This is a genomic window from Hymenobacter plasmatis, from assembly GCF_020711255.1.
Taxonomy (GTDB): domain Bacteria; phylum Bacteroidota; class Bacteroidia; order Cytophagales; family Hymenobacteraceae; genus Hymenobacter.
Genome location: NZ_JAJFAW010000020.1, coordinates 86,840 through 107,805 on the forward strand (window position 1 = coordinate 86,840; position 20,966 = coordinate 107,805).

The 20,966-nt window shown below is 62.5% G+C and carries 17 protein-coding genes and 2 pseudogenes; 7 read left to right on the plus strand and 12 right to left on the minus strand.

Going from position 1 to position 20,966, the window contains the following annotated elements; all coding sequences use genetic code 11:
* Nucleotides 1-349: 349 nt before the first annotated feature.
* Entirely contained in the window at nt 350-2,974 is a 2,625-nt protein-coding gene (locus LJ738_RS14915; protein ID WP_227787193.1) for an outer membrane beta-barrel protein, read from the plus strand.
* 79 nt (nt 2,975-3,053) lie between these two features.
* On the opposite strand, the gene LJ738_RS14920 is transcribed toward LJ738_RS14915, so the two are convergent.
* Together LJ738_RS14920 and LJ738_RS14925 are read right to left on the minus strand one after the other, a co-directional pair.
* Entirely contained in the window at nt 3,054-3,773 is a 720-nt protein-coding gene (locus tag LJ738_RS14920; RefSeq protein WP_227787194.1) for a phosphatase PAP2 family protein, read from the minus strand.
* A 41-nt stretch (nt 3,774-3,814) separates the two neighbouring features.
* Complete coding sequence (locus tag LJ738_RS14925; protein WP_227787195.1) at nt 3,815-4,585, minus strand: MlaE family ABC transporter permease; 771 nt, start codon at nt 4,583-4,585, stop codon at nt 3,815-3,817.
* A 446-nt stretch (nt 4,586-5,031) separates the two neighbouring features.
* Between LJ738_RS14925 and LJ738_RS14930 the strand changes: the two genes are divergently transcribed.
* Genes LJ738_RS14930 through LJ738_RS14940 form a run of 3 tightly spaced genes read left to right on the plus strand, consistent with a single transcriptional unit; the run spans nt 5,032 to nt 8,085 of the window.
* Nucleotides 5,032-6,132, plus strand: coding sequence for an efflux RND transporter periplasmic adaptor subunit (locus LJ738_RS14930; RefSeq protein ID WP_227787196.1), 1,101 nt, complete (start codon nt 5,032-5,034; stop codon nt 6,130-6,132).
* Nucleotides 6,129-7,385 carry an ABC transporter permease gene (locus tag LJ738_RS14935; RefSeq protein ID WP_227787197.1) on the plus strand — a complete coding sequence of 419 codons (1,257 nt, stop codon included), beginning with the start codon at nt 6,129-6,131 and terminating at the stop codon, nt 7,383-7,385. The genes LJ738_RS14930 and LJ738_RS14935 overlap by 4 nt, the downstream gene beginning before the upstream one ends.
* A 1-nt stretch (nt 7,386) precedes the next feature.
* Nucleotides 7,387-8,085, plus strand: coding sequence for an ABC transporter ATP-binding protein (locus LJ738_RS14940; RefSeq protein WP_227787198.1), 699 nt, complete (start codon nt 7,387-7,389; stop codon nt 8,083-8,085).
* Between the two features lie 378 nt (nt 8,086-8,463).
* Here LJ738_RS14940 and LJ738_RS14945 read toward each other — a convergent pair whose 3' ends face one another.
* The 3 genes and pseudogenes from LJ738_RS14945 to LJ738_RS21625 all read right to left on the minus strand — a co-directional run.
* Nucleotides 8,464-9,084, minus strand: coding sequence for a TMEM175 family protein (locus tag LJ738_RS14945; RefSeq protein WP_227787199.1), 621 nt, complete (start codon nt 9,082-9,084; stop codon nt 8,464-8,466).
* Between the two features lie 719 nt (nt 9,085-9,803).
* The gene (locus tag LJ738_RS21315; protein WP_227787209.1) at nt 9,804-10,880 is read right to left on the minus strand and encodes a transposase; all 1,077 of its coding nucleotides are present in this window, start codon (nt 10,878-10,880) and stop codon (nt 9,804-9,806) included.
* A 110-nt stretch (nt 10,881-10,990) separates the two neighbouring features.
* Nucleotides 10,991-11,263, minus strand: a pseudogene (locus tag LJ738_RS21625) (transposase); the annotation flags it as partial.
* A 204-nt stretch (nt 11,264-11,467) separates the two neighbouring features.
* Between LJ738_RS21625 and LJ738_RS14960 the strand changes: the two are divergent.
* From LJ738_RS14960 to LJ738_RS14970, 3 genes and pseudogenes are all read left to right on the plus strand, one after another.
* Nucleotides 11,468-11,944 (plus strand): annotated as a pseudogene (locus tag LJ738_RS14960) (recombinase family protein).
* A 157-nt stretch (nt 11,945-12,101) separates the two neighbouring features.
* Nucleotides 12,102-12,713, plus strand: a complete 612-nt coding sequence (locus LJ738_RS14965; protein WP_227787200.1) for a Fic family protein — start codon at nt 12,102-12,104, stop codon at nt 12,711-12,713.
* Nucleotides 12,710-13,210, plus strand: a complete 501-nt coding sequence (locus LJ738_RS14970) for a Fic family protein (RefSeq protein WP_227787201.1) — start codon at nt 12,710-12,712, stop codon at nt 13,208-13,210. The genes LJ738_RS14965 and LJ738_RS14970 overlap by 4 nt, the downstream gene beginning before the upstream one ends.
* A gap of 160 nt (nt 13,211-13,370) precedes the next feature.
* Here the strand turns inward: LJ738_RS14970 and LJ738_RS14975 are convergent, their stop codons facing one another.
* The 7 genes from LJ738_RS14975 to LJ738_RS15005 form a co-directional block, all read right to left on the minus strand.
* Complete coding sequence (locus LJ738_RS14975; RefSeq protein WP_227787202.1) at nt 13,371-14,594, minus strand: 5-(carboxyamino)imidazole ribonucleotide synthase; 1,224 nt, start codon at nt 14,592-14,594, stop codon at nt 13,371-13,373.
* A gap of 23 nt (nt 14,595-14,617) precedes the next feature.
* Nucleotides 14,618-15,151 carry a 5-(carboxyamino)imidazole ribonucleotide mutase gene (purE, locus tag LJ738_RS14980; RefSeq protein ID WP_227787203.1) on the minus strand — a complete coding sequence of 178 codons (534 nt, stop codon included), beginning with the start codon at nt 15,149-15,151 and terminating at the stop codon, nt 14,618-14,620.
* 85 nt (nt 15,152-15,236) lie between these two features.
* Complete coding sequence (locus LJ738_RS14985; RefSeq protein ID WP_227787204.1) at nt 15,237-16,514, minus strand: dihydroorotase; 1,278 nt, start codon at nt 16,512-16,514, stop codon at nt 15,237-15,239.
* A 95-nt stretch (nt 16,515-16,609) separates the two neighbouring features.
* Nucleotides 16,610-17,590: an aspartate carbamoyltransferase catalytic subunit gene (locus LJ738_RS14990; RefSeq protein ID WP_227787205.1), complete on the minus strand. Its 981-nt coding sequence runs from the start codon at nt 17,588-17,590 to the stop codon at nt 16,610-16,612.
* 55 nt (nt 17,591-17,645) lie between these two features.
* The gene (locus LJ738_RS14995) at nt 17,646-17,852 is read right to left on the minus strand and encodes a hypothetical protein (RefSeq protein ID WP_227787206.1); all 207 of its coding nucleotides are present in this window, start codon (nt 17,850-17,852) and stop codon (nt 17,646-17,648) included.
* 556 nt (nt 17,853-18,408) lie between these two features.
* Nucleotides 18,409-19,443: a quinone-dependent dihydroorotate dehydrogenase gene (locus tag LJ738_RS15000; protein ID WP_227787210.1), complete on the minus strand. Its 1,035-nt coding sequence runs from the start codon at nt 19,441-19,443 to the stop codon at nt 18,409-18,411.
* A gap of 1,149 nt (nt 19,444-20,592) precedes the next feature.
* Nucleotides 20,593-20,847 carry a hypothetical protein gene (locus LJ738_RS15005; RefSeq protein ID WP_227787207.1) on the minus strand — a complete coding sequence of 85 codons (255 nt, stop codon included), beginning with the start codon at nt 20,845-20,847 and terminating at the stop codon, nt 20,593-20,595.
* Between the last annotated feature and the right edge of the window lie 119 nt (nt 20,848-20,966).

The following is a 20,966-nucleotide window of genomic DNA, read 5'->3' on the forward strand; positions in this document are numbered from 1 at the left end:
AAACAATAGAAAGCCCCGGCCGGAATCAACTCGATTCCGGCCGGGGCTTTCGGCGTTTCCAGCCGATTTGAGTTGAGCTGGCAGTACTGCTACAGTCCAGCATACGGGCCCCGCTGTCGGCAAAATTCATCTTCCCCGCAACCACTCGCCGGCATCGTGCGACTTTCTCCTGGCTGCTTTCGGACGAGCTCGACGGTCAGTACGATTTCGAACAGTTGTCCGATTTCGGACGAAAATCCAGCCCTTATTACTGCCATTACACACCCTAACCTCCTGTTTTACAATATCTAACAAAATCGGCATGCCGCTTGGCATTAGGTATTGTAAACGACTCTTTTTCTGCACAAAAATGGACAACACCCTTTACCCAGCAGCCCCAAGTGGCCCGATGCCAGAGCCGGCAAGCCAAGCATCCATCCCTTCAACCACCGCTTCGGTTTCCGTGCCCCGCGCGGGCGCTGCGCACCGGAAGCTAGTGGGCTGGCTTCGTGCGGGCTTGGTGCTGGCGGTGGCAATGGCTCAGGCCGGCCCGGGCCACGCCCAGCAGAGCAGCGGCCTGACGGGCAAGGTCGCCACCGCCGCGGGGGCGGCCATTGAGTTTGCCACCGTCACGCTGCACCGCGCCGCCGACTCGACCGTGGTAAAATCGGAGTTCAGCGACAACAAAGGCGTTTTTCATTTTGAGCAGGCTCCGGCTGGCAGCTACCTGGTTTCGGCGGCGCAGGTGGGCTTTGTGCGCACCTGGACGCTGATAACGGTGTCGGGCACCGAAGACATTACGATACCAACGCTGACCATGAAGGAAAGCGCGGCCACGGCCCTCAAGGAGGTGACGGTAGTGGGCAAGAAGCCGCTATTCGAGCGCCAGGCCGACCGTACGGTGGTGAACGTGGAAGGCAGCACCCTGGCCGCCGGCAATACCTCGCTGGACGTGCTGGCCCGCTCTCCGGGCGTGACCGTGGATGGCAACGACAACATTGGCTTGCGCGGCCGCCAGGGCGTGCTGGTGCTCATCGACGGCAAGCGCCAGCCCATGACCGGCTCGGAACTGGCCGACTACCTGCGCGCCCTGCCCGCCGACCAGCTCAAAAGCATTGAGCTGATAACGAACCCGCCGGCCAAGTACGACGCCCAGGGCGGCGCCGGCATCATCGCCATCAACCTGAAAAAGGACCAGCGCGTGGGCACCAACGGCACCGCCAACGCCAGCTACGGCCAGGGCCGCTACGGCAAATTCACCACCGGCGTCTCCTTGAACCACCGCGCCCTCAAGACCAACACCTTCGGCTCCTACACCTACGCCAACCGCGAAAACTTCGGCGCGCTCACCATTCACCGGGACTTTTTTAGCCCAACTGAAACCGGCAAAGCCTTCATCGGCAGCACCGACCAGGACAACTTCAGCAAAGGCCACAGCGAGTCGCACAGCTGGAAAGCGGGCATCGACTACAACCTCTCCGAGCGCACCGTGCTGGGGGCGGTGGCAAACGGCTTGCAGGTGAAGGCCGTGCAGGCGGGCACCAACTTCACCGACCCGCGCGATGCCCAAGGCCAGCTCATCCGGAGCTACAACTCCACCAATGACCGCGACGCCAGCTTCCCCAACTATGCCGGCAACCTCAACCTCAAGCACACCTTCGTCGATAGCCTGGGCAAGCGCGAGCTGACCGCCGACGCCGACTACGCCCACTACGACACTCGGCGCCTGCAGTACCTCAACACCTACTTTGACCGGGTGCGCGCCGAGCGGTTCGACCGGCTCAACGGCGACCAGCAGGGCAGCCTCACCATTCAGTCGGTCAAGGCCGATTACACCCACCCACTTAGCAAGCAAACCAAAATGGAGCTGGGCGGCAAGGTGAGCTGGGTTCATTCCGACAACGACGTGGTGTTCAGCATCCCCTTCCTGGACCCCACCACCCAACAGCGCGACCTCAACACCCTGGTGCGCGACCCGAACCGCTCGAACCGCTTCCGCTACGACGAGAACATCAACGCGGCCTACGTCAACTTCAACCACACCCTGCCCAAGTGGACGCTGCAAGCCGGCCTGCGTGCCGAGCAAACCAATGCCGAGGGCAAGCAGGATGTGGAGCAAGTGGGCGTGGCGTCGGGCTTCAGCCGCAACTACTACCAGCTGTTTCCGAGCGCGGCCATCAAGCACACCCTCACCGACAAGCACGAAATGGACCTGACGTTGAGCCGCCGCATCGACCGGCCCGGTTACGGCCAGCTCAACCCCTTCCGCTCCTACATCGACGCCACCACCTACGGCGCCGGCAACCCCAACCTGCTGCCCCAAACCAGCTATAATATTGAGCTAACGCACACCTACCGCCAGAAATACAGCGCCGGCCTGAGCTACAGCCGCACCACCAACCCCATTGTGAGCACCGTGCAGCCCGAAAATGCCACCAGCCGCATTGTGGTTTCCACGTCGCAGAACCTGAGCGCGCAGCACTACTTCGCCCTCACGCTCACCGCGCCCCTAGAGCCCGTGAAATGGTGGAGCGTGTACAACAACGTGGTGGTGTACTACAGCCGCTACGTGGGCACCCTGGCCGGCACCACCCTGGGCGCCAAAAACGCCCGCCCCGCTTTCTCGCTCAGCAGCAACAGCACCTTCACCTTCGGCAAAGGCTGGAGCGCCGAGCTCAACGGCAGCTACCAGTCGCGCGAGCTTTCCTCGTTCTTCAACTCCAATCCCAACGGCCAGGTCACGGCCGGCATTCAGAAAAGCCTCTGGGACCGCAAAGCTACCCTCAAGCTGAACATGACGGATATTTTCTACACCAGCCCACTGCACGCCACGTCCACCTACACCAACTACATCGAGCGCTTCTACCAGCGCGGCGATTCGCGCGTGGCCACCCTGTCTTTCTCCTACCGGTTCGGCAACGACAAGCTGGCCCCCTCGCGCCGCCGCAGCGGTGGCGCCGAAGACGAGAAGCGCCGCGCCGGCGGCGGAGCGTAATCTCACCCTTTTCTGCAAAGCAAACGGCCCCGCTTCTGGCTAGAAGCGGGGCCGTTTTTAGTTGAGCCAAAGCAGCCGGTCAGCGTAGCGCGAACCGAGCGGGTCGCGCTACTTTCCGCCGGGGATGAAAATACAGCAGGTACAGCCCCACCACCCAGCCCACCGAGCCCAGCCAGCCCGCCAGCACATCGCTCGGGTAGTGGGCCCCGAGGTACACCCGCGCCACGCCCACCGTGCCGGCCCAGCCCGTGCCCAGCCCCAGCGCCGGCCAGCGCCAGCGCGAGGGCCACAGCAGCAGCACCCCGGTAGCGGCCAGCGCGGCGGCTGCCATGGCGTGCCCGCTCGGGAAGGAGTACACCGTGGCCGGTATCGCGGGCTCTGCTACCAGCGGGCGCCATTCCTCGGGCCGGCGGCGGTGCAGCAGCGCCTTGCCGGCCAGCTGCAGCAGCCACGCCCCGCCCAGGCCCGCGCCCACCAGCCCGGCCTGCCAGCGGCGGCGGGCCAGCAGCAGCCCACCAATCAGCCCGAGGCTAAAGGAACCCATACCCGCCGTTCCGCCCAGGCGCGACAGCAGCACGGCCGCCTCGTCGAGGGCCGGGCGGCGGTGGGCCTGCAGCCAGGCCAGCAGCTTTTGGTCGGGGGCAAAGCCTTCCTGCTCCCAGATATCGCCGGCCAAATCGATGCAGGCCAGCCACGGCAGCGCCCAGCCCAGGCCAAACAAGGCCACTGTGGGCCCACGCTTTCGCAGCCAGCGGGCCGACTCCCGCTCGATTCGAAACAGGTCTGCTATGGCTCTCATTGTCTTGACCTATGGTCAGGTTTGATTTATAATGAGCTTCATCAGTTAATCCCAAGAATGGTGCTGATTTGTACGGTGAGCAAATCGAGCAGGAATACGACCAGCGACGACACGACCACGGCGGAGTTGGCGGCCCGGCCCACGCCCTCGGTGCCCTCCATGGCGTTGTAGCCTTTGTAGCAGCCCACCAGGCCGATGGCGAAACCGAAAAAGACGGTTTTGACCAGAGCTTCCAGGATGTAGCTCAAGTTGAGCCGGTTCAGAATATCATTCACAAACAGCGCCACCGAGGTATCGCCGTGCAGGCTGACGCCCAGGTACGCGCCAATTAAGCTAAACGCATCGGCCAGCACCGAGAGCACCGGCACCATGAGGGTGGCAGCGGCCACCCGCGTCACCACCAGGTACTTAAACGGGTTGGCGCCCGAGACCTCCATGGCGTCAATCTGCTCGGTTACGCGCATGGCGCCCAGCTCGGCCCCGATGTTGGAGCTGACTTTGCCGGCCACCATCAGGCCCGTAATGAGGGGCCCCATCTCGCGGATGATGGTAATGCCCACCATGGAGGGAATCCACGACTCGGCGCCGAACTGCACCATAATGGGCTGCAGCCGCATCGTGACCACCAACCCCATGATGAAGGCCGTGATGCCCACCAATAGCAACGATTGGTAACCCACCCCAAAGCACTGGCGCACGAGTTCGCCCCACTCGAAGGGCAGCTGAAAAGCTTCGCGGAAGAACCGCCCGGCAAAGCGGGTCAGCAGGCCGGTCTGGGGCAATAGCGAGTTCTCGTTCACAGCAGACAGCACGCAACGTGCCGGTTAACCCACAGGTGCGGGGCGTGGTATGAAGCGCAGGGTCACTTACTTCCGCCGCCAGCGGCCACCCCCACCACGGCATAAGCCGTCAGTTTCAGCGTTCGCGGGGTGTTGCGGGTCATGGCAGGCAAGGGTATTTTTATTGAAATTGGAGGAAGGGCAGTAAGCGGGGGCCGGCACCCGCCAAACCACCGCGGCAAAGCGGCCCAACGGCCGCTTTTCAAAAATAAAAGGAAACCGTGGGCACAGGCTATGAGGAAAATCAGGCCCGTGGCTGATTTCATCCCTGGTTTGCGCGGGACCCATGACAATAATCGAATACGCTGTTGATTATGCTCATGTTCTCGGGCGCGGCGCCGGTAGAACTTGCTGCCCAACTCCAATCCCCAATGGGGCCGGTAGCGGTGTGTTTGTACATGAACGTCAGCTGGGTTCCGATGCCTTGCCCGCTCGCCGCGCTGCCCGGGCGCTGGCTCCTGCTCGCCGTGCTGGGGCTGGCCAGCTGCCGGGACAGGACGGAACGGGTGAAGCCCATTTGGTCGGCCATTTCGGAGTCGGTGTACGCGGCCGGGACCATCAAAAGCGGGCAGCAGTATCAGGCCTTTGCCAGCGTCGGCGGCATTATCCAGACGGTGTTTGTGCACGAGGGCGACACGGTGCGGGTGGGCACGCCACTGCTCACCATAGCCAGCGACGTGCAGCGGCTCAACCAGGAAAATGCCGCCCTGGCCGCCCGCTACGCCGCCGGAGTCGCCAGCCAAAGCCAGCTGCAGGAAGCGCGCGAGCACATCGCCCTGCAGCGCCGCACCATGCAGAACGACCTGCTGCAGCTCACCCGCCAGCGGCAGCTCTGGCAGCAGTCCATCGGCACAAAGCTGACGCTGGAGCAAAAAGAACTGGCCTACGCCAGCTCCAAAACGGCTTACGAATCGGCCGTGCTCAACTACCAGCACCTGAAGCAGCAGCTCGATTTTGCCGCCGCCCAGGCCCGCAAAAACCTTCAGATTGCCCAGAAGCAGGCCAGCGACTTTGTGCTGCGCAGCAAAATCAACGGCATCGTCTACCAGCTTTACCGCGAAAAGGGCGAGGCCGTGACGCCCCAAACGCCGCTGGCCCTGCTGGGCGACGCCCGCCACTTTGTACTCGAAATGCAGGTGGACGAGGCCGACATCGTGAAAATCCGCCCCGGCCAGCTCGTGCTGGTGACCCTGGACGCGTACAAAGGCCAGGTGTTCACGGCCCGCGTCACCACTATTTCGCCGATGATGAACACCGGTAGCCGCACGTTTGAGGTGGAAGCGGCCTTCGTGCGCCAGCCGCCGGTGCTGTATCCCTTTGTCAGCTTCGAGGCTAACATCGTGCTGCAAACCAAGCCCAAAGCTCTGCTCATTCCGCGCCGACTGCTGGTCGACGACTCCACGGTGCGGAAGGCCACCGGCCAGCTCGCACGCGTAAAAACCGGCCTGCGCGACTACCAGATGGTGGAAATCCTGGCCGGCCTCTCGCCCGCCGACGAACTCACAGCCCCCGCGAAATGAAACTGCCCCTGCTCTACGACGTGGCCCTGTCGCTGCTGCTGGCCCGCTGGCGCCAAACGCTGGTGGCGGCCATCGGCGTCACGTTCAGCATTACCATGTTCATTGCGCTGCTCAGCTTCATGTCGGGCCTCAACCAGCTGCTTGATGGGCTGGTGCTCAACCGCACGCCCCACGTGCGCCTCTACAACGAGGTGAAGCCGGCCCCGCAGCAGCCCATCGACCGCTACACCGGAAGCCGGCAGCACAATTTTATCCGCTCCATCAAGCCCAGCGACGAGTTGCCGCGCATTCGCAACGCCCCTGCCATCATCGCCGCGCTGCGCCGCGACCCGCGCGTGCGCGGCGTGGCCCCCAAAACGCAGGTGCAGGTGTTCTACAACGTGGGCACCGTCAACCTCACCGGCACCATCAGCGGCATAGAGGTGGAGCAGGAAGACCGGCTCTTTGCCTTCGGCGACTACGTGGTGGCGGGCAAGCCGCTCAGCCTCAAAACCGTGGCCAACAGCATCATCCTCGGCAAAGCCGCCGCCGACCTGATGCTGGTGGGCGTGGGCGACGTGGTCCAAATCACCACCGTGAAGGGCAACCATGTCCAGCTCAAGGTCGTCGGCCTGTTCCAGTCGGGACTGTTAGACATCGATAAAGTGCAGAGCTACACCTCCCTGGCCACGGCCCAAAAACTGCTCGGCGAAGCCAACAACTACATCACCGACATTCAGGTGAAACTGCACGATTTCACGCTCGCGCCTCGGCTGGCGAAAGAATACGCGAAACTGTACGAGGTGCAGACCATTGACATTCAGACGGCCAATTCGGAGTTTGCCACCGGCACTTTCATCCGCACGCTCATCTCGTACGCCGTGGGCATCACACTGCTGACGGTGGCAGGCTTCGGCATTTTCAACATTCTGAACATGATGATTTATGAGAAGATGGACACCATTGCCATCCTCAAAGCCATCGGGTTTGCCGGGGCCGATGTGCGGAGGCTGTTTGTGGTGGTGGCACTGGCTATTGGGCTGTCGGGCAGCGGGGTGGGGCTGCTGTGCGGGTTCGGGCTCTCCGCCCTTATTGCGCGGGTGCCGTTTCACCCGGCCTCGCTGCCCACGGTGCACACCTACCCCGTCAACTTCAACCCTTTATTCTACGGCATCGGGGCAGTGTTCTCGCTTGTTACCACGTACCTGGCGGGGTTTTTCCCGGCCCGCAAGGCCAGCCATATTGACCCAGTCGTCATTATCCGAGGCAAGTAAAATGAACACGCCCGCGCTCGAAGCCCGCCAGATTACCAAGTACTTCGACGACCCCGTGCGGGTGCAGGTGCTGCACGGCCTCACGTTTGCCCTGGCCCGGGGCGAGTTTGCGGCCGTGGTGGGCAAGTCGGGCTGCGGCAAATCAACCCTGCTCTACATCCTCTCCACGATGGACACAGCCTACGGGGGCGAGCTGCTGATTGACGGTGTGCCCATGCGGGACAAAAACGAAGCCGATCTGGCCCAGGTGCGCAACGAGCACATCGGCTTCGTGTTCCAATTTCACTACCTGCTCAACGAGTTTTCGGTGCTGCGCAACGTAATGCTTCCTGCCGAAAAGCTGGGCAAATTATCGAGTCAGGAAATTGAGCACCGGGCCTACGAAAAGCTTAAGATTCTGGGCATCGAAAGCGAGGCACTCAAGAGCCCCAACCAGCTTTCGGGCGGCCAGAAGCAGCGCGTGGCCATCGCCCGGGCCCTGATTAACGACCCACTCATCATCATGGGCGACGAGCCCACCGGCAACCTCGACAAGAAAAACGGCGAAATCGTGTTCGACATTTTCAAGGAGCTGGCCGAAACCTACCATCAAGCCTTGCTCATCGTGACGCACGACACCGAGTTTGCCGCCAACACCCACCGCATCATCGAAATGGAGGACGGCCGCATCATCAATAAGCCGGTAAAACAGGATACGTAGCCCTGCTCCAGCACGTATCAGCGGGCTGCGTCCTCAATCCTGGAGAGTCTGTGGGGGTGACCCCAGGCGTAGCGTACAGCTTTTTTGAAAAACGTCCAGGGTGCCGATGGGCTCGTTGAGGGAGAGCCGAACAATGGCGATGCGCTACTGCTAGCCGCCACCGAGCTGCTGAGCGCCGGCTTCATACTGCTCGGGTAAGCACCAAGAAAAAGCCCCATGTAAACACTTGGTTTACATGGGGATTTTTCAGTTTTAGCGCTCCCTCCTGGGCTCAAGTGATTTCTTTTCTCTGCCAGATTCTGCCACTCTCTTAGAAATCCGGTCACTAGTATGCCCGCGCCCCGAACGTCCCAGCTGAAGCGCCGGCGCTGGCAGGCATCAGGCATGATTCCGCTCGTTTACCTTTAGTTCACTCAGCCGGGGAAAGGCAAAATAGACATATAACAGCACAACGGGGATGATGCTAAAAGGTACGCTCCACCAACAAATGATTAAGGCCGCCAGGTGCAGCGCAGGGGCCATGACATATTCTTTTGTCAGCAGACGAATGAGCCGCTTATCTGTCCCGTCTTCCAACAGTTCATCCCTGCTAATGGCGTACCACCAGGTACAATTATAGAACAAGGTCATCAACACCAACGTCCCGTGGTAGATCAGGGCTGCCGTACGTTCGTCTGGTTTGCCGACCTGACGGGCTAATAGCCCGGTGGTAAAGGATTGCAGGGTAACAAACATCAAAAACAAAATATTCAGGAGAAGCAGGTACTGATCCGTCTGCTTGATGTAACTAAACATGTTGTGGTGGTTGGACCAGGCAATGCAGATGAACAGGAAAGACGCCGCGAAGGCCGCATAATGAGGCCAGAGTTTCACCATCTCCTGTAGCAAGCCCGTTTCCGTTTCGGGCTTAGGGAGTTCGGTAGCCAGCAAGGTTGCCGCGATGGCCAACACAGCGTCGCTGAAATATTCGAGCCGATCCGTTGGTCGATGGTTGTGCATACGAGCTGTTCAACATTAAATGCCCTGAAACCTAGAAGCCGCCCATAAAGCGTCAACCCCAACGTGGTGCAGCCGGCGCCCACGTTGGGGTTGACGCTTTCGGCAACCCTATTCTCAACTGTCAGTTTTACGCCCCCTTTCCATCATGGGCCAGCGGTTTAATACGGATATTCGCCGGGACAAACCCGTAATCGTTGCGGCATAGGTTTCCCCTCGTGCCTCGCTCGACAAGCATGCCCTGCGGAAGCAGAAATCTGGCGCCTCTGGTCGTCGCCCTCCCGCGTGGGCTGACGCGCATCTTCGTGCGCCCAAGCACCGGACGGGCGCGGCGTGGGTAAAAAAGCCCGGTAAGAGCCGCCACGGAGCCAGACGCTGGCCCCGCCAAGGCCCGTTGACGCACCCGTGAGGTCGTCGCCTACGCGCTGGGCTACCGCGGCCGGCGAACCGCGCGGAAGAGGCCGCACTGCCTGCCGCCCGGCTATCGCCTCGCTCGGGGCTACACGGACTTGTCTTGTCCGGTAAGCTGAACATTCGTTTGGGTAAATCAAAAAGCCCTTCTGGTTTACGCCAGCGGGGCTTTGGCTTAGCGGCAGTGTTGTTCAGAAAAACGAGCGTGGCTGTTGCAGAAGTTGGCCCAGGTAGTTGCCCTGGCGAAGCGGCGCGGCACACGGGCACACGCTTGCCCAACAGTCCGGCAATTACGCCGCCGACAGGGCGTGCTAGCGGCTAAAACAGGCCTTGGCAGGGCCATAGCCAGGCTTGCCTGGCGCTTGGGGGCGGTACTTGAGCAGCTTTTTGAGGTTGTAAGCGATGGCCGTAAGCAGCATGGTTTTGTGGGCCCCGGCGTGGCCGCGCACGTTCATCCGGCGCAGGCCGTAGAGGTGAATCAGGTTCCCAAACACGGGCTCGGCCGTGCCCTGGCAGAGCCGTCGCATGCGCTGGCCGCGCCGGGTGTGCTGGCGCAGCCACGCCCGGCGGTACAGGGCGTCGTAAATGGTGCGGGTTAGCTGCTTGCGCTTGGCACCGGGCACGCACGTGGGCTTCAAGGGGCACTGCTGGCAGTCCTGGCAGGTGGCCCAGTAGATTTTGCTCCAGTGGCCGTCGGTCGTGGTGTCGTACTTGCGAAACGGTAGCACTTTGCCCGCCCGGCAGTGGTAGACATCCTGCGGAGCGTCGTAGGTAAAGCCCTCGATTTCGGCTTTGTACTGGCCAAAGACCGGTATCCAGGCCGTGACCTCTTGCGCTTCGAGCAGGGCGTAGTTCGAGCCGTTGGCGTAGCCCGCGTCGGCCAAGAGGTCGCGTAAGCGCAGCTCGTGGACGCGCAAGCGTTGCTGCAGGCCGGTGAGCAGGCGGGGAAATGCAAGCTGTCGCGCGAGTCGGCGAAGTCGGCCTGCACGTGGCTGATGACACCGCGGGCCGTGTCCACGGCCAGGCTGCAGAGGTGGTTGAGCGCGCGGGCCTTGCCGGGCTTGATGGAAATGCGCGCGTCCGGGTCGGTGGGGCTGTAAAGCGTCTTGTTGCTGAGCAAACGTGCTTTTTCGTGCTGCGCGCCCACGGGCCCGGGCTCGGCACGTCGCTTGGCCTGCCGGGCGGCTTCGCGGCGCAGGTGATGCGCGGGCGCCGTGATAAGCGGCGGCGCGGACGTCGCCCGGCGCGGTGGGTCTTCGTCGGAAAGGTGCGGCGCCCGGGCCTCCTGCGCCTGCTTTTCGCCCAAGCGGTCGAGCGAGGCGTTGGCTTTGACGGGCGCCGAGTCCACGGCTTGGGTATCGCCGGCCACCAGGCCCCGGGCCACGCACTGGGCGAAGACGTGGTCAAACAGGCGCTCGAACACGGCGGCCGGGAAGAGCTGGCGGGTGCGGCTGATGGTCGAGTGCCAGGGCAATTCCTCGTCCACCTCGTAGCCGAGAAAGTAGAGGATGTCCAGGCGCAGGGCGCAGTGCTCGACGAGCCGGCGGTCGCTGACCAGGTTTTCCAGCCGGCCCACCAGCACGAGCTTGAAAAAGACCACCGGGTCGAGCGAGGGCTGCCCGGTGTGGCTGTACAGGCCCCGGGTCTCGTCGTGGAGAAAGGTCCAGTCCACCAGCTCGGCCAGCCGCCGGTACAGATTATGGGGCGGAACCCGCTCGGAGAGCCGAAAGCGGACCACCTCTTTATCGAGGTATTGCTTCTTGCCTTGCATCCTTGCTCTACAAACCGGTAGCCTAACCGGTCACCAATTCTGCAACAGCCACGCTCCTTTGCCTGAACTTCTAATCTAGGCAGCTTGCAGGCTCCACAAGCGACCCGAACAGGCAGTCACTGTTTTTGCCGAGTTTAAGAAACCCGTCTACTAATCAAAGTTTACGAAACCTCGTTAGGAGATGAGTTTCTTAAACTCCGCCTCATGAAGATTGGCTACGCCCGCGTCTCGACCCGCGACCAGAACCTCGAGCTGCAATTCGACGCCCTTGCCCGGGCCGGGTGCGAGCTGATTTACTAGGAAAAAGCCTGCGGCGCCCTGGCCGCCCGGGTCGAGCTCGACAAGCTGCTCCTGCAGCTGCGTCCGGGCGACACGGTCTACATCTACAAGCTCGACCGGCTGGGACGTTCCCTCAAGCACCTGCTCGACCTAGTGGCCGACCTGCAGCGCTGGGGCGTGCACCTGATCTCGCTGACCGACGCCATTAACACCGCCTCCGCACAAGGGCGGCTCGTGCTGAATTTGTTTGCCTCGCTCGCGGTGTTCGAGCGCGAACTTATCCGCGAACGTACCCTGGCCGGTCTGTCCGCCACCCGCGCCCGGGGCCGCATCGGCGGGCGCAAGCCGGGCTTGTCCGCAGAAGCCCAGCGCACGGCCCGGGCCGCCGAACTGCTCTACTAGGCCCGTCAGTTAAGCGTCGACGATATGGCCCGCAGCCTGCGTATCTGCAAGGCCACCTTCTACAAGTACCTGCACCACCGCGGCGTGGCCTTGTACGCCCAGCCTTTGCCCAGTCCCCTTGCCGCACCGGCTACCTGAAACCAGCCGGGGCCACTTCATGCGGAGAATAGGAGCTTACATCCATCAACGCCCGGACTGGCCGGCCTTTGCGTGGGACCACGCGGCGTTGGAAGCCCTGCTGGGCGCCGTGCGCCACCGGCAGGGGCGCCGGCTGGGGCAACTCGAGGCGCTCGGCGTGGACCTGCGGGCCGAGGCGACCCTGAGCACGCTCACGCTGGACGTGCTCAAATCCAGTGAAATCGAAGGCGAGCTGCTGCCCCCGGCCTCGGTGCGCTCCTCCATTACCTGGCGACTGGGCCTGGACCGGGCTGCGCTGCCCGCGGCCAACCTCCGGGTGGAAGGCGTCGTGGCCATGCTGCTCGACGCCACCCAGCAGGCAGAGGAGCCGCTGACCGCGGAGCGCCTGTTTGGCTGGCACCGGGCGTTGTTTCCCACCGGCTACAGCGGCTTGTACCCCCTACAAGTCGGCACCTGGCGTACGGGACCCATGCAAGTCCTCTCGGGGCCATTGGGCCGCGAACGGGTGCACTACGAGGCCCCGCCGGCCGAGGGACTGGACGCGCAGATGCAGCAATTCCTGGCCTGGTTGAACGCCGACCAGGGCCTGGACCCGAGCTCAAGGCCGGGCTGGCCCATTTCTGGTTTGTGACGATTCACCCCTTCGGCGATGGCAACGGGCGCATCGCCCGAGCCATCGCCGATTTGCAGTTGGCCCGGGCCGACGGCAGCGGCAAGCGCTGCTACAGCATGTCGGCCCAGATCCAAGCCGAGCGCAAGCCGTACTACGACACGCTCGAGGCCAGCCAACGTGGCACGTTGGACGTCACGCCGTGGCTGGATTGGTTCCTGCATTGCCTCGGACGGGCCCTGCAGGCGGCCGAACAGACCCTGGCGCAGGTGCTGGCGAAGGCGCGCTTTTGGGAGCGCCACCGCCAGACGCCGTTTACCGAGCGGCAACAGCAGCAGCAGCTCACGCGGCGGCTGGACGGCTTCGCGGGCAAGTTCACCACGTCCAAGCGGGCGCGCCTGGCCCACTGCTCGCAGGACACGGCCGGGCGCGACAGCGCTGCCTTGGTGGCAAAAGGGGTGTTGGTGCACGAAGGCACCGGCGGGCGCAGTATCAGCTACCGGCTCGCTCCAGAATAACCAGCCACCTGTGGTTGCCTTATCAGGTGCATGTCTGGCAAAAGGAGTATTTTTCAGGGCGGCGCACCGACGCAGATGGTTTTTGGGGACCTACCCAAGGCTTCTGCACCAGCCACGGTCCGAATCTAAACGCGCTTGTTCAGGAGCAGAACAACAGCATCTAGATGGCCTCCAGCCCCGGCAAGCCGAGCAAACCAGCGGCGCGCCGCGCCACGGTTTTGACACTGGCGATATCCGGGCCGGTGATGGTCAGGTGGCCCATCTTACGGCCTGGGCGCGCGCGCAGCTTGCCGTACAGATGCAGGTGGGTTTCCGGCAGGCTCAACACGGAGTACCAGTCCGGTTCCTGCAGTTGACCGTCGGCGTCAAACCAGACCTCACCCAGCAGGTTGAGCATGATGGCCGGGGAATGCTGGCGCGGCGGCGGCAAGGGCAAGCCCGCCATGGCATGCACCTGCAGGTCAAACTGCGACACGTCACAGGCGTCCAGGGTGTAGTGGCCGCTGTTGTGCGGGCGTGGCGCCATCTCATTGACCACCAGGCCGCCGTGCTCGCTGCCGTCGTCCACCACAAAAAACTCGACGCACAGCACCCCGACATAGCCGAGATGATGCGCGATGGAAACGGCCGCGTCGCGGGCGCTATTTGCCAGGGCTGACAGCATATTTCCTTCGTACGCGTGGGTCACGGCCAAAATGCCATCGACATGCACGTTGCGCTGCGGGGCGAAGCTAACAACTCGTCCGTCCCAGCCGCGCGCCACCAGCACCGAACACTCAGCCGTTAGCGGCAGCATCTTTTCCAACACGCAGGCGACGCTGCCCAACTCCGCCCAGGCGGCGGCCAGCTCAACGGCGGTCTTGACGCGGACCTGGCCCTTGCCGTCGTAGCCCATGCGCGCAGTTTTCAGGATGCCGGGCAGCAAATCCGCCCTCTCGTCCTGGACGGCCTGCAGGTGGGCCAGCGTTTCAATCACCGCATAGGGAGCGCAGCTCACCCCCGACACGTCGGCGCAGGCCGTGAAATGGGCTTTTTCCTCGATGCGGTTTTGGGCGATGCCCACCACGGCCGCGCCCGGCGCCACGGGCCGGGTCAGCGCCAGCGTTTGCAGGGCCTGGGCTGGCACGTTTTCAAATTCGGTGGTGATGGCCTGGCACAGCTGGGCTAATTGCGCCAGCCCGGCCGGGTCGTTGTAGTCGGTCTGGATGTGGTAGTGACTCACCTGCCCGGCCGGGCTTTGCGCGTCGGGCTCCAGCACGGCGGTGAAGTACCCCAGGCGCTGGGCGGCATGCACAAACATCCGGCCCAGCTGGCCACCCCCCATGATGCCCAGGGTCGCGAGCTGGCCAGCGGCGTCTACACTGCCAGGGAAAACAGGGGTCATGGCTGCAACGTGAATATCGGCGCTCATACCGGTAGCGTCATGGCGCGAGCGGCTTCGGTTTGTTCGGCGCGAAACGCCTGCAGCTTGGTTGCCAGGCCGGTGTCATGCAGGGCCAGCATGCTGACTGCGAACAGCGCGGCATTGGCCGCCCCGGCAGTGCCAATCGCAAACGTGGCCACGGGCACGCCCTTGGGCATTTGCACGATGCTGTGCAGCGAGTCGACGCCCTGTAAATGGCGACTGGCCACTGGCACCCCCAGCACGGGCACCGTGGTTTTGGCGGCCATCATGCCCGGCAGGTGGGCGGCCCCGCCCGCGCCGGCGATGATGGCCTGCAAGCCGCGCGGGCTGGCTTGTTCGGCGTAGGCAAACAAGTCGTCGGGCATGCGGTGGGCCGACACCACCCGCGCTTCGTGGGCCACGCCAAAGTGCGCGAGCATCTGCACGGCATGCTGCATGGTTTCCCAGTCGCTGCTGGAGCCCATGACCACGCCGACCAGCGGCTTGCCCGGGACGGTGCTGAGGCTGGGGGTCTCGGATGGGAGAAGGGTACTCATGGGAAACAAATCAAGTTCTATTGTAAATGCGGCAGCCCGAAATTCGAGGTAAATCCTGAAACTTGCAGGCCCGAGCTCAACTAAATCAGCGCTCCAGCAGGACTTCCGGACCTAAAATCACCAGGTCTACCCGGCCTTTCAGCGTCTGGTCGAGAAAGGGCGTGTTCTGGGATTTGGATTTCATGAATTCCCGCGTGAAGGTGGTTTCCGCTTCGGTATCAAACAAAACGCAGTTGGCTGGTTTGCCGACTTCAAGGGCGGCGACCGGCAGGCCCATCAGGCGACGGGGCTCCGCCGAATAGCGCTTCACGACCACGTCCCACCCGAATTTTCCGGGCTCGACGAAGTGGTGATAGAGCGACACCAGGGCCGTATCCAGGCCGGTGATGCCATTGGGCGCGCTGATGAAATCCTGGGCTTTTTCGAACGGCGTGTGCGGCGCATGGTCCGTGGCAATCAGGTCGAATACGCCTTCTTTGAGCCCTTCGAGCAGCGCATCGCAATCCGCCTGCGTTCGCAGCGGCGGGTTCATTTTATAGTTCGTGTCGTAGTCGCCGATGTGCTCGTCGGTGAACATCAGATGATGCGGGGTTACTTCCGCCGTCACTTTCACATCGCCGCGGGATTTCCACCAGCGGATGGTCTCCATGCCGAGCTTGCTGGACACGTGCTGGATGTGGACGTGCGCACCCGCCGCGTGGGCCAGGCGGATGTCGCGGTCGATGATGATTTCCTCCGCGCACGCCGGCGAGCCCTTGATGCCGAGCCGGTAGCTCATCACCCCTTCGTTCAGGGCGCGCGGCCCGGCCAGCTCCGGCACCTCGCAGTGGCTGGCGAAAAACATCCCAAACTCGGTGGCGTACTGCATCGCCCGCAGCAGCACCGCCGGGTCGTGGGTGGTGTCCCCGTCGTCGGTGAGCATTTTCACCCCAAGCTCACGCATGCCCTCGATTTCCGCCAGCTCCTTGCCCTCGCGGTTCTTGGTGACGCAGCCGGAGGTGTACACCGGAATGCGGGCCCGTTCCTTGGCATTTTCCAGCACGGTGGCCACCGCGGTCGCCGAGTCGAGGGCCGGGCGGGTGTTGGGCATCATGACCACGCCGGTAACGCCGCCGTTAATGGCCGCTTCACTCCCCGTGGTGATGGTTTCCTTGTTCTCAGACCCGGGGGCGCGGAAATGGACGTGGGCATCAAACATGCCCGGCATCAGAACCCGGCCCCGCGCGTCGATGACCCGGGCGCCCTCGGGAACGGCGAGGCTTTTGCCGATTTGCTGGATTACTCCTTCGACAATCAGGACATCGCCCTCGACAAGCACGGGTGAATTTTCGGTGGCGATGCGGGCGTTTTGAAGGAAGAGCATGGATGGAGGCGTGCTGTAAACCGGCAAGTGATTGGGGGTATTCGGGCTGTTTAAGGAGAAAATACACGGGCGGGACAAGCCGCCGCGTCCGGCATTTAGGGCAGAATGACCGTCGAGCCGGCGCGCGGCTGTGCGGCATACGCTTCCTGCTTCGGGAAGTCTCCGCCCGGCGTGAGCCAGTCGAGCACGGCCATGCGAACGGAGATGCCGTTTTCGACCTGGTTGGTGATAAGACTGCGCTCGTAGTCCATGACGGCGTCGCACAGCTCAACCCCCCGGTTTACGGGGCCGGGGTGCATGATGTAGAGGCCGCGGTCGCGGATTTCCGCCAGCCGGGCGGTGGTGATGCCATAGACCCGGTGGTATTCGCGCACGCTGGGGAAAAACTGCACGTCCTGGCGCTCCAGCTGCACGCGGAGCAGGTACACCACATCGGGCGCCCAAGCCATGGCCGCTTCATAGTCGGTGAAGCGGGGGATGGTGGCCGGGCCGTACTTGGGCACCAGCGACCCCGGGCCCAGGTAAGCGACCTCGACGCCCAGCTTTTGCAGCAGGGTGCTGGTAGAGCGCGCGACGCGGGAGTGGAGAATATCGCCGATGATGAGGACTTTTTTACCCCGGGGGTCGGGGAATTTCTCCTTGATGGTGAAGGCGTCCAGCAGGGCCTGGGTGGGGTGCTCGTGCGCCCCGTCGCCGGCATTGATGACCGACGCCGTGGTTTGGCGGGCTATCATGGCGGGCAGGCCGGGGTGACCATGGCGGACGACGATGTAGTCGGTGCGCATGGCCTGCAGCGTCTCAATCGTCTCGCGCACCGACTCGCCCTTGGTGATGGAGGAGTGGGCGACGTCGAAGTTCGTCACCTCCGCCGAGAGGCGTTTGGCGGCAACCTCAAAGGAGGAGTGCGTCCGGGTGCTGGCCTCGTAGAACAGCATGAGCACGGACTTCCCTTCGAGGGCGGGGATTTTTTTCACCGAGCGGGTGAACAGTTTTTTAAAGGACGTGGATTGGTCGAGCAAAAACTCGATTTCCTCGCGGTGAAGGGATGCGATGTCGAGCAGGTCTTTACGTGCCATACCGGAGTTGGAAAAACATGTACGTGGTCAGTACTTGCGAGTCAGAGGTTTTACCTTATTTGTTTAACAACGCCCAACTCATTGGACATAAAAAAACCGTTTCGGAATCCGAAACGGTGGCGGGGCAACACGCAGAAAAAAGAACGGAAATGCCAAAGGCAAAATCGGGAGAACCGATGGTGGCGAAGACCTTCCGGTCCATTCGCGGGTCCCAGCCGAGCAGGGTCCCGCGCTTCATCAACAAGTGTTTTGGTTGAAGCATGATGCAAAATTACGGCTTTGTTAGCCCCGGCAATTCATCGGCCATGTTAACTTTATTTCACGCCGCTCTTCTCAAATTTTATTTTCGACCCAACGGGCTAAACGACGCGCTTTTTATTCTTTTTTCGCCGTCAAAAAAAATTATGGCCCGCGTAACCGATTGCTTGGCAAGCACCATCCCCCTTAACTTTAGCTCTTTATTCCGCCGCCTCCGCTGGTGGGCCGCCATTCTCCGGCGGCAAGCAGCCCCTGAACTACCGAGTAGTTCAGGGGCTGCTTCATTTTCGGCCGGCACAATGAGTATCGAGGTGTCCTGGATTGGTCGAACCCGGGCGGGCGGTCCTCTTTCGCTTACGGTTCCACCCTAGCAGCGTCCGTCGCCACGGATACCTTCTTGGCCCTCAACCGCTGCCCGCACATCGTGGCCGGCTTCACGGGCTTTTTTGTGGCCCCGGCTGCGCGCAATGCCGGGGCAGCGTACCGGCGCTGGGGGTGGCCTACGGTTCTAAGCATGGCGCTTACCCGCTATTGGCACCAGCGCGGGCGGGCACCGCGCCTTAGCCCCGCACCAGGCTCCGGTTTATTCGGCTCACCAGCGCCGGCCCTTCGTAGATAAAGCCGGTATAAAGCTGAATCAGCGACGCGCCGGCGGCCAGCTTCTCCTGCGCATCGGCCGCCGAATGAATGCCGCCCGCGCCAATAATCGGCAGCCCGCCGTCGGATTTCTGGTGCAGGTAGCGGATGACTTCGGTGGCCCGGGCCCGTAGCGGCCGGCCGCTCAGACCGCCCGCGCCCAGCGAGGCCACGTAGCCCGGCTCGGTGCCCAGATTATCGCGGCTGATGGTGGTATTGGTGGCGACAAGGCCACTTAGCCGCGTTTCACGGGCTATTTCCAGAATGTCGTCGAGCTGCGAATCCGTCAGGTCGGGGGCGATTTTTAGCAGCAGCGGGCGGGGCGTGGGCCGAGCCAGGTTGCGGGCCTGCACCTGCTGCAGCAGCTCAATGAGCGGCTTTTTCTCCTGGAGCTGGCGCAGGTGGGGCGTGTTGGGCGACGACACGTTGACCACAAAGTAATCGACTACCTCGGCCAGCGCCTCAAAGCAGGCCACGTAGTCGGCGGCCGCTTGCTCGTTGGGCGTGTCCTTGTTCTTGCCGATGTTGCCGCCGATAATGAGCTGCCGGTTCTGGCGCCGCGCCAGCCGCGCGGCCACCACGGCCGCCCCGTCGTTGTTGAAGCCCATGCGGTTCACCAGCGCTTCGTCCTGCGGCAGCCGGAACAGGCGGGGCAGTGGGTTGCCGGGCTGCGGACGCGGCGTCACCGTCCCAATCTCCACAAAGCCAAAGCCCAACGTGGCCAGTTCATCGGTCAGCGCGGCATTCTTGTCAAACCCCGCCGCCAAGCCCACGGGATTCGGGAATTTCAGCCCAAATACCTCCCGCCCCAGGCTGGGGTGCTGGTAGTTGTACAGAGCCCGAAGCAGGGCCTTAGCGCCCGGCACCCGCGCCGCCCGGCGCAGGTTGTCGAAAACCAGGTGGTGGGCGCGCTCTGCGTCGAGGGTGAAGAGCAGGGGTTTGACGAGGGGTTTATACACGGGCAGCAGGTCCAAATTGGCGGTTAAGTTCGGTGAATAAGTCCTCTAAAACCAGTCGTAGGTCCGAAATAATGGCTGGTGACATTTGCCAAAGTCTTGCCCGAGCACTGCGGGAACCAGGAATGACATCATTGGAGCAGGAAGCCAAACAGGCATGGCGGGCGATGAAGCCGGCAAACGCAGGATGCCAGCATGCCGGCGATGATCAATCCGCCAACCGGGAGCAAATATGGCATAGTCGTGTCAGATTGCTCCGCTATGAAGCGCTTGGTTTCGAGTTTACGAAACTCATCCCCTCGGCACGTTTCGTGAACGAAGAATCGTACACGGGTTTCTTGAACTCGCCCCGTGCTACAGCGGCCTGCTGGCACCTGGTACCGGCCAGTTGCCAGGCGTTCAGTTAAAGGAGCTTTTATCGTGCACCCCGAATCAACGCCCACAACACTTGGCTCGCGGCTAGGGCCTTCGCCCGGTTCACGTGATGCCCCACAGGCTTCTTGCGCCGCTGGGGCGTAAAAACGTACGACCCGGATGGCCTGTTGGTCAATGAGGTAAAAGACGTGCTCGTCCCCGTCGTCGAGGGTGCAGCCCTCCGGCCCATCGGGCCGGTTGCCGTCGCCGACCACGGCCCAAAACCGCGCGGGGTGCAGCTGCTGCCAGATGCGCCGCAGCGCCGCCGGGACCCCGGCGCGGGGCACCAGGTAGCGGTTCGTATCGGGCCGCGTCGAGAGAAAACGGGCGTGTTCTTGGCTAAAGTAGCCGGTGAGCTGGCCGGGTGGTAGTGGCCGAGCCCGTCGCGGTAGGGGCTGGCGTAGGTGAAGGCGTCCCCGCCGCCCCGGTGCTTGGCCCCAATGATGTAGTTCGGCGAGTTATTCCACGAGGACCCGCGGTGGTAGACGACGGTGCTGTCGTAATGCTGCTGCAAGAAGGCGTGCAAGGGCGTTGGGGCTTGCGCCCGGCCGGGGAACGGTGCACCCAGCAAGCCCAGCAGGCCGGTCACCCGAAGCCAGCGGTGCATTTTATCGGGGGGTAAGTGGGGGCGTGTTGCAGAAGCATAACGGGCGGGAAAGCTACCGCCTTTTCCCGATTGTGGGTAAACCCCTCTACTGTTCAAGTAAACGGTGATTCTGCCAAAAGGAGCGGAATCGCTTACAGCATGGCCTTGGCAAATGCGCTAACTTGGTCGATGCTCATTTCAAACTCCGGCCCATCCTCGAGCAGTTGAATAGTCTGCATCCTATCCGCCAACCCTTCCTCCATCTTTCCCACGTGAGCCAGGTACTTACTCGTAGCCCAATGACCAAGCCGAGCCGGGTCAAAAGCCGCGTCAAGTTGCGCAAGTCCGCGTTCTACCTCCACGAGCAGTTCAGCGGCAAAAAGCCTACTGGTATAAAGCATTTCCATGGTTCAAGAATACGGTAGTTCTTTAGGGCTCTTTTATGGTTATGAGGTGGTCTAGCTAAGCCGGACACAATTGGGACGTTGTTTGAAGATGGGTTTCGAAGTGGTTGGGTGAGCAGTAG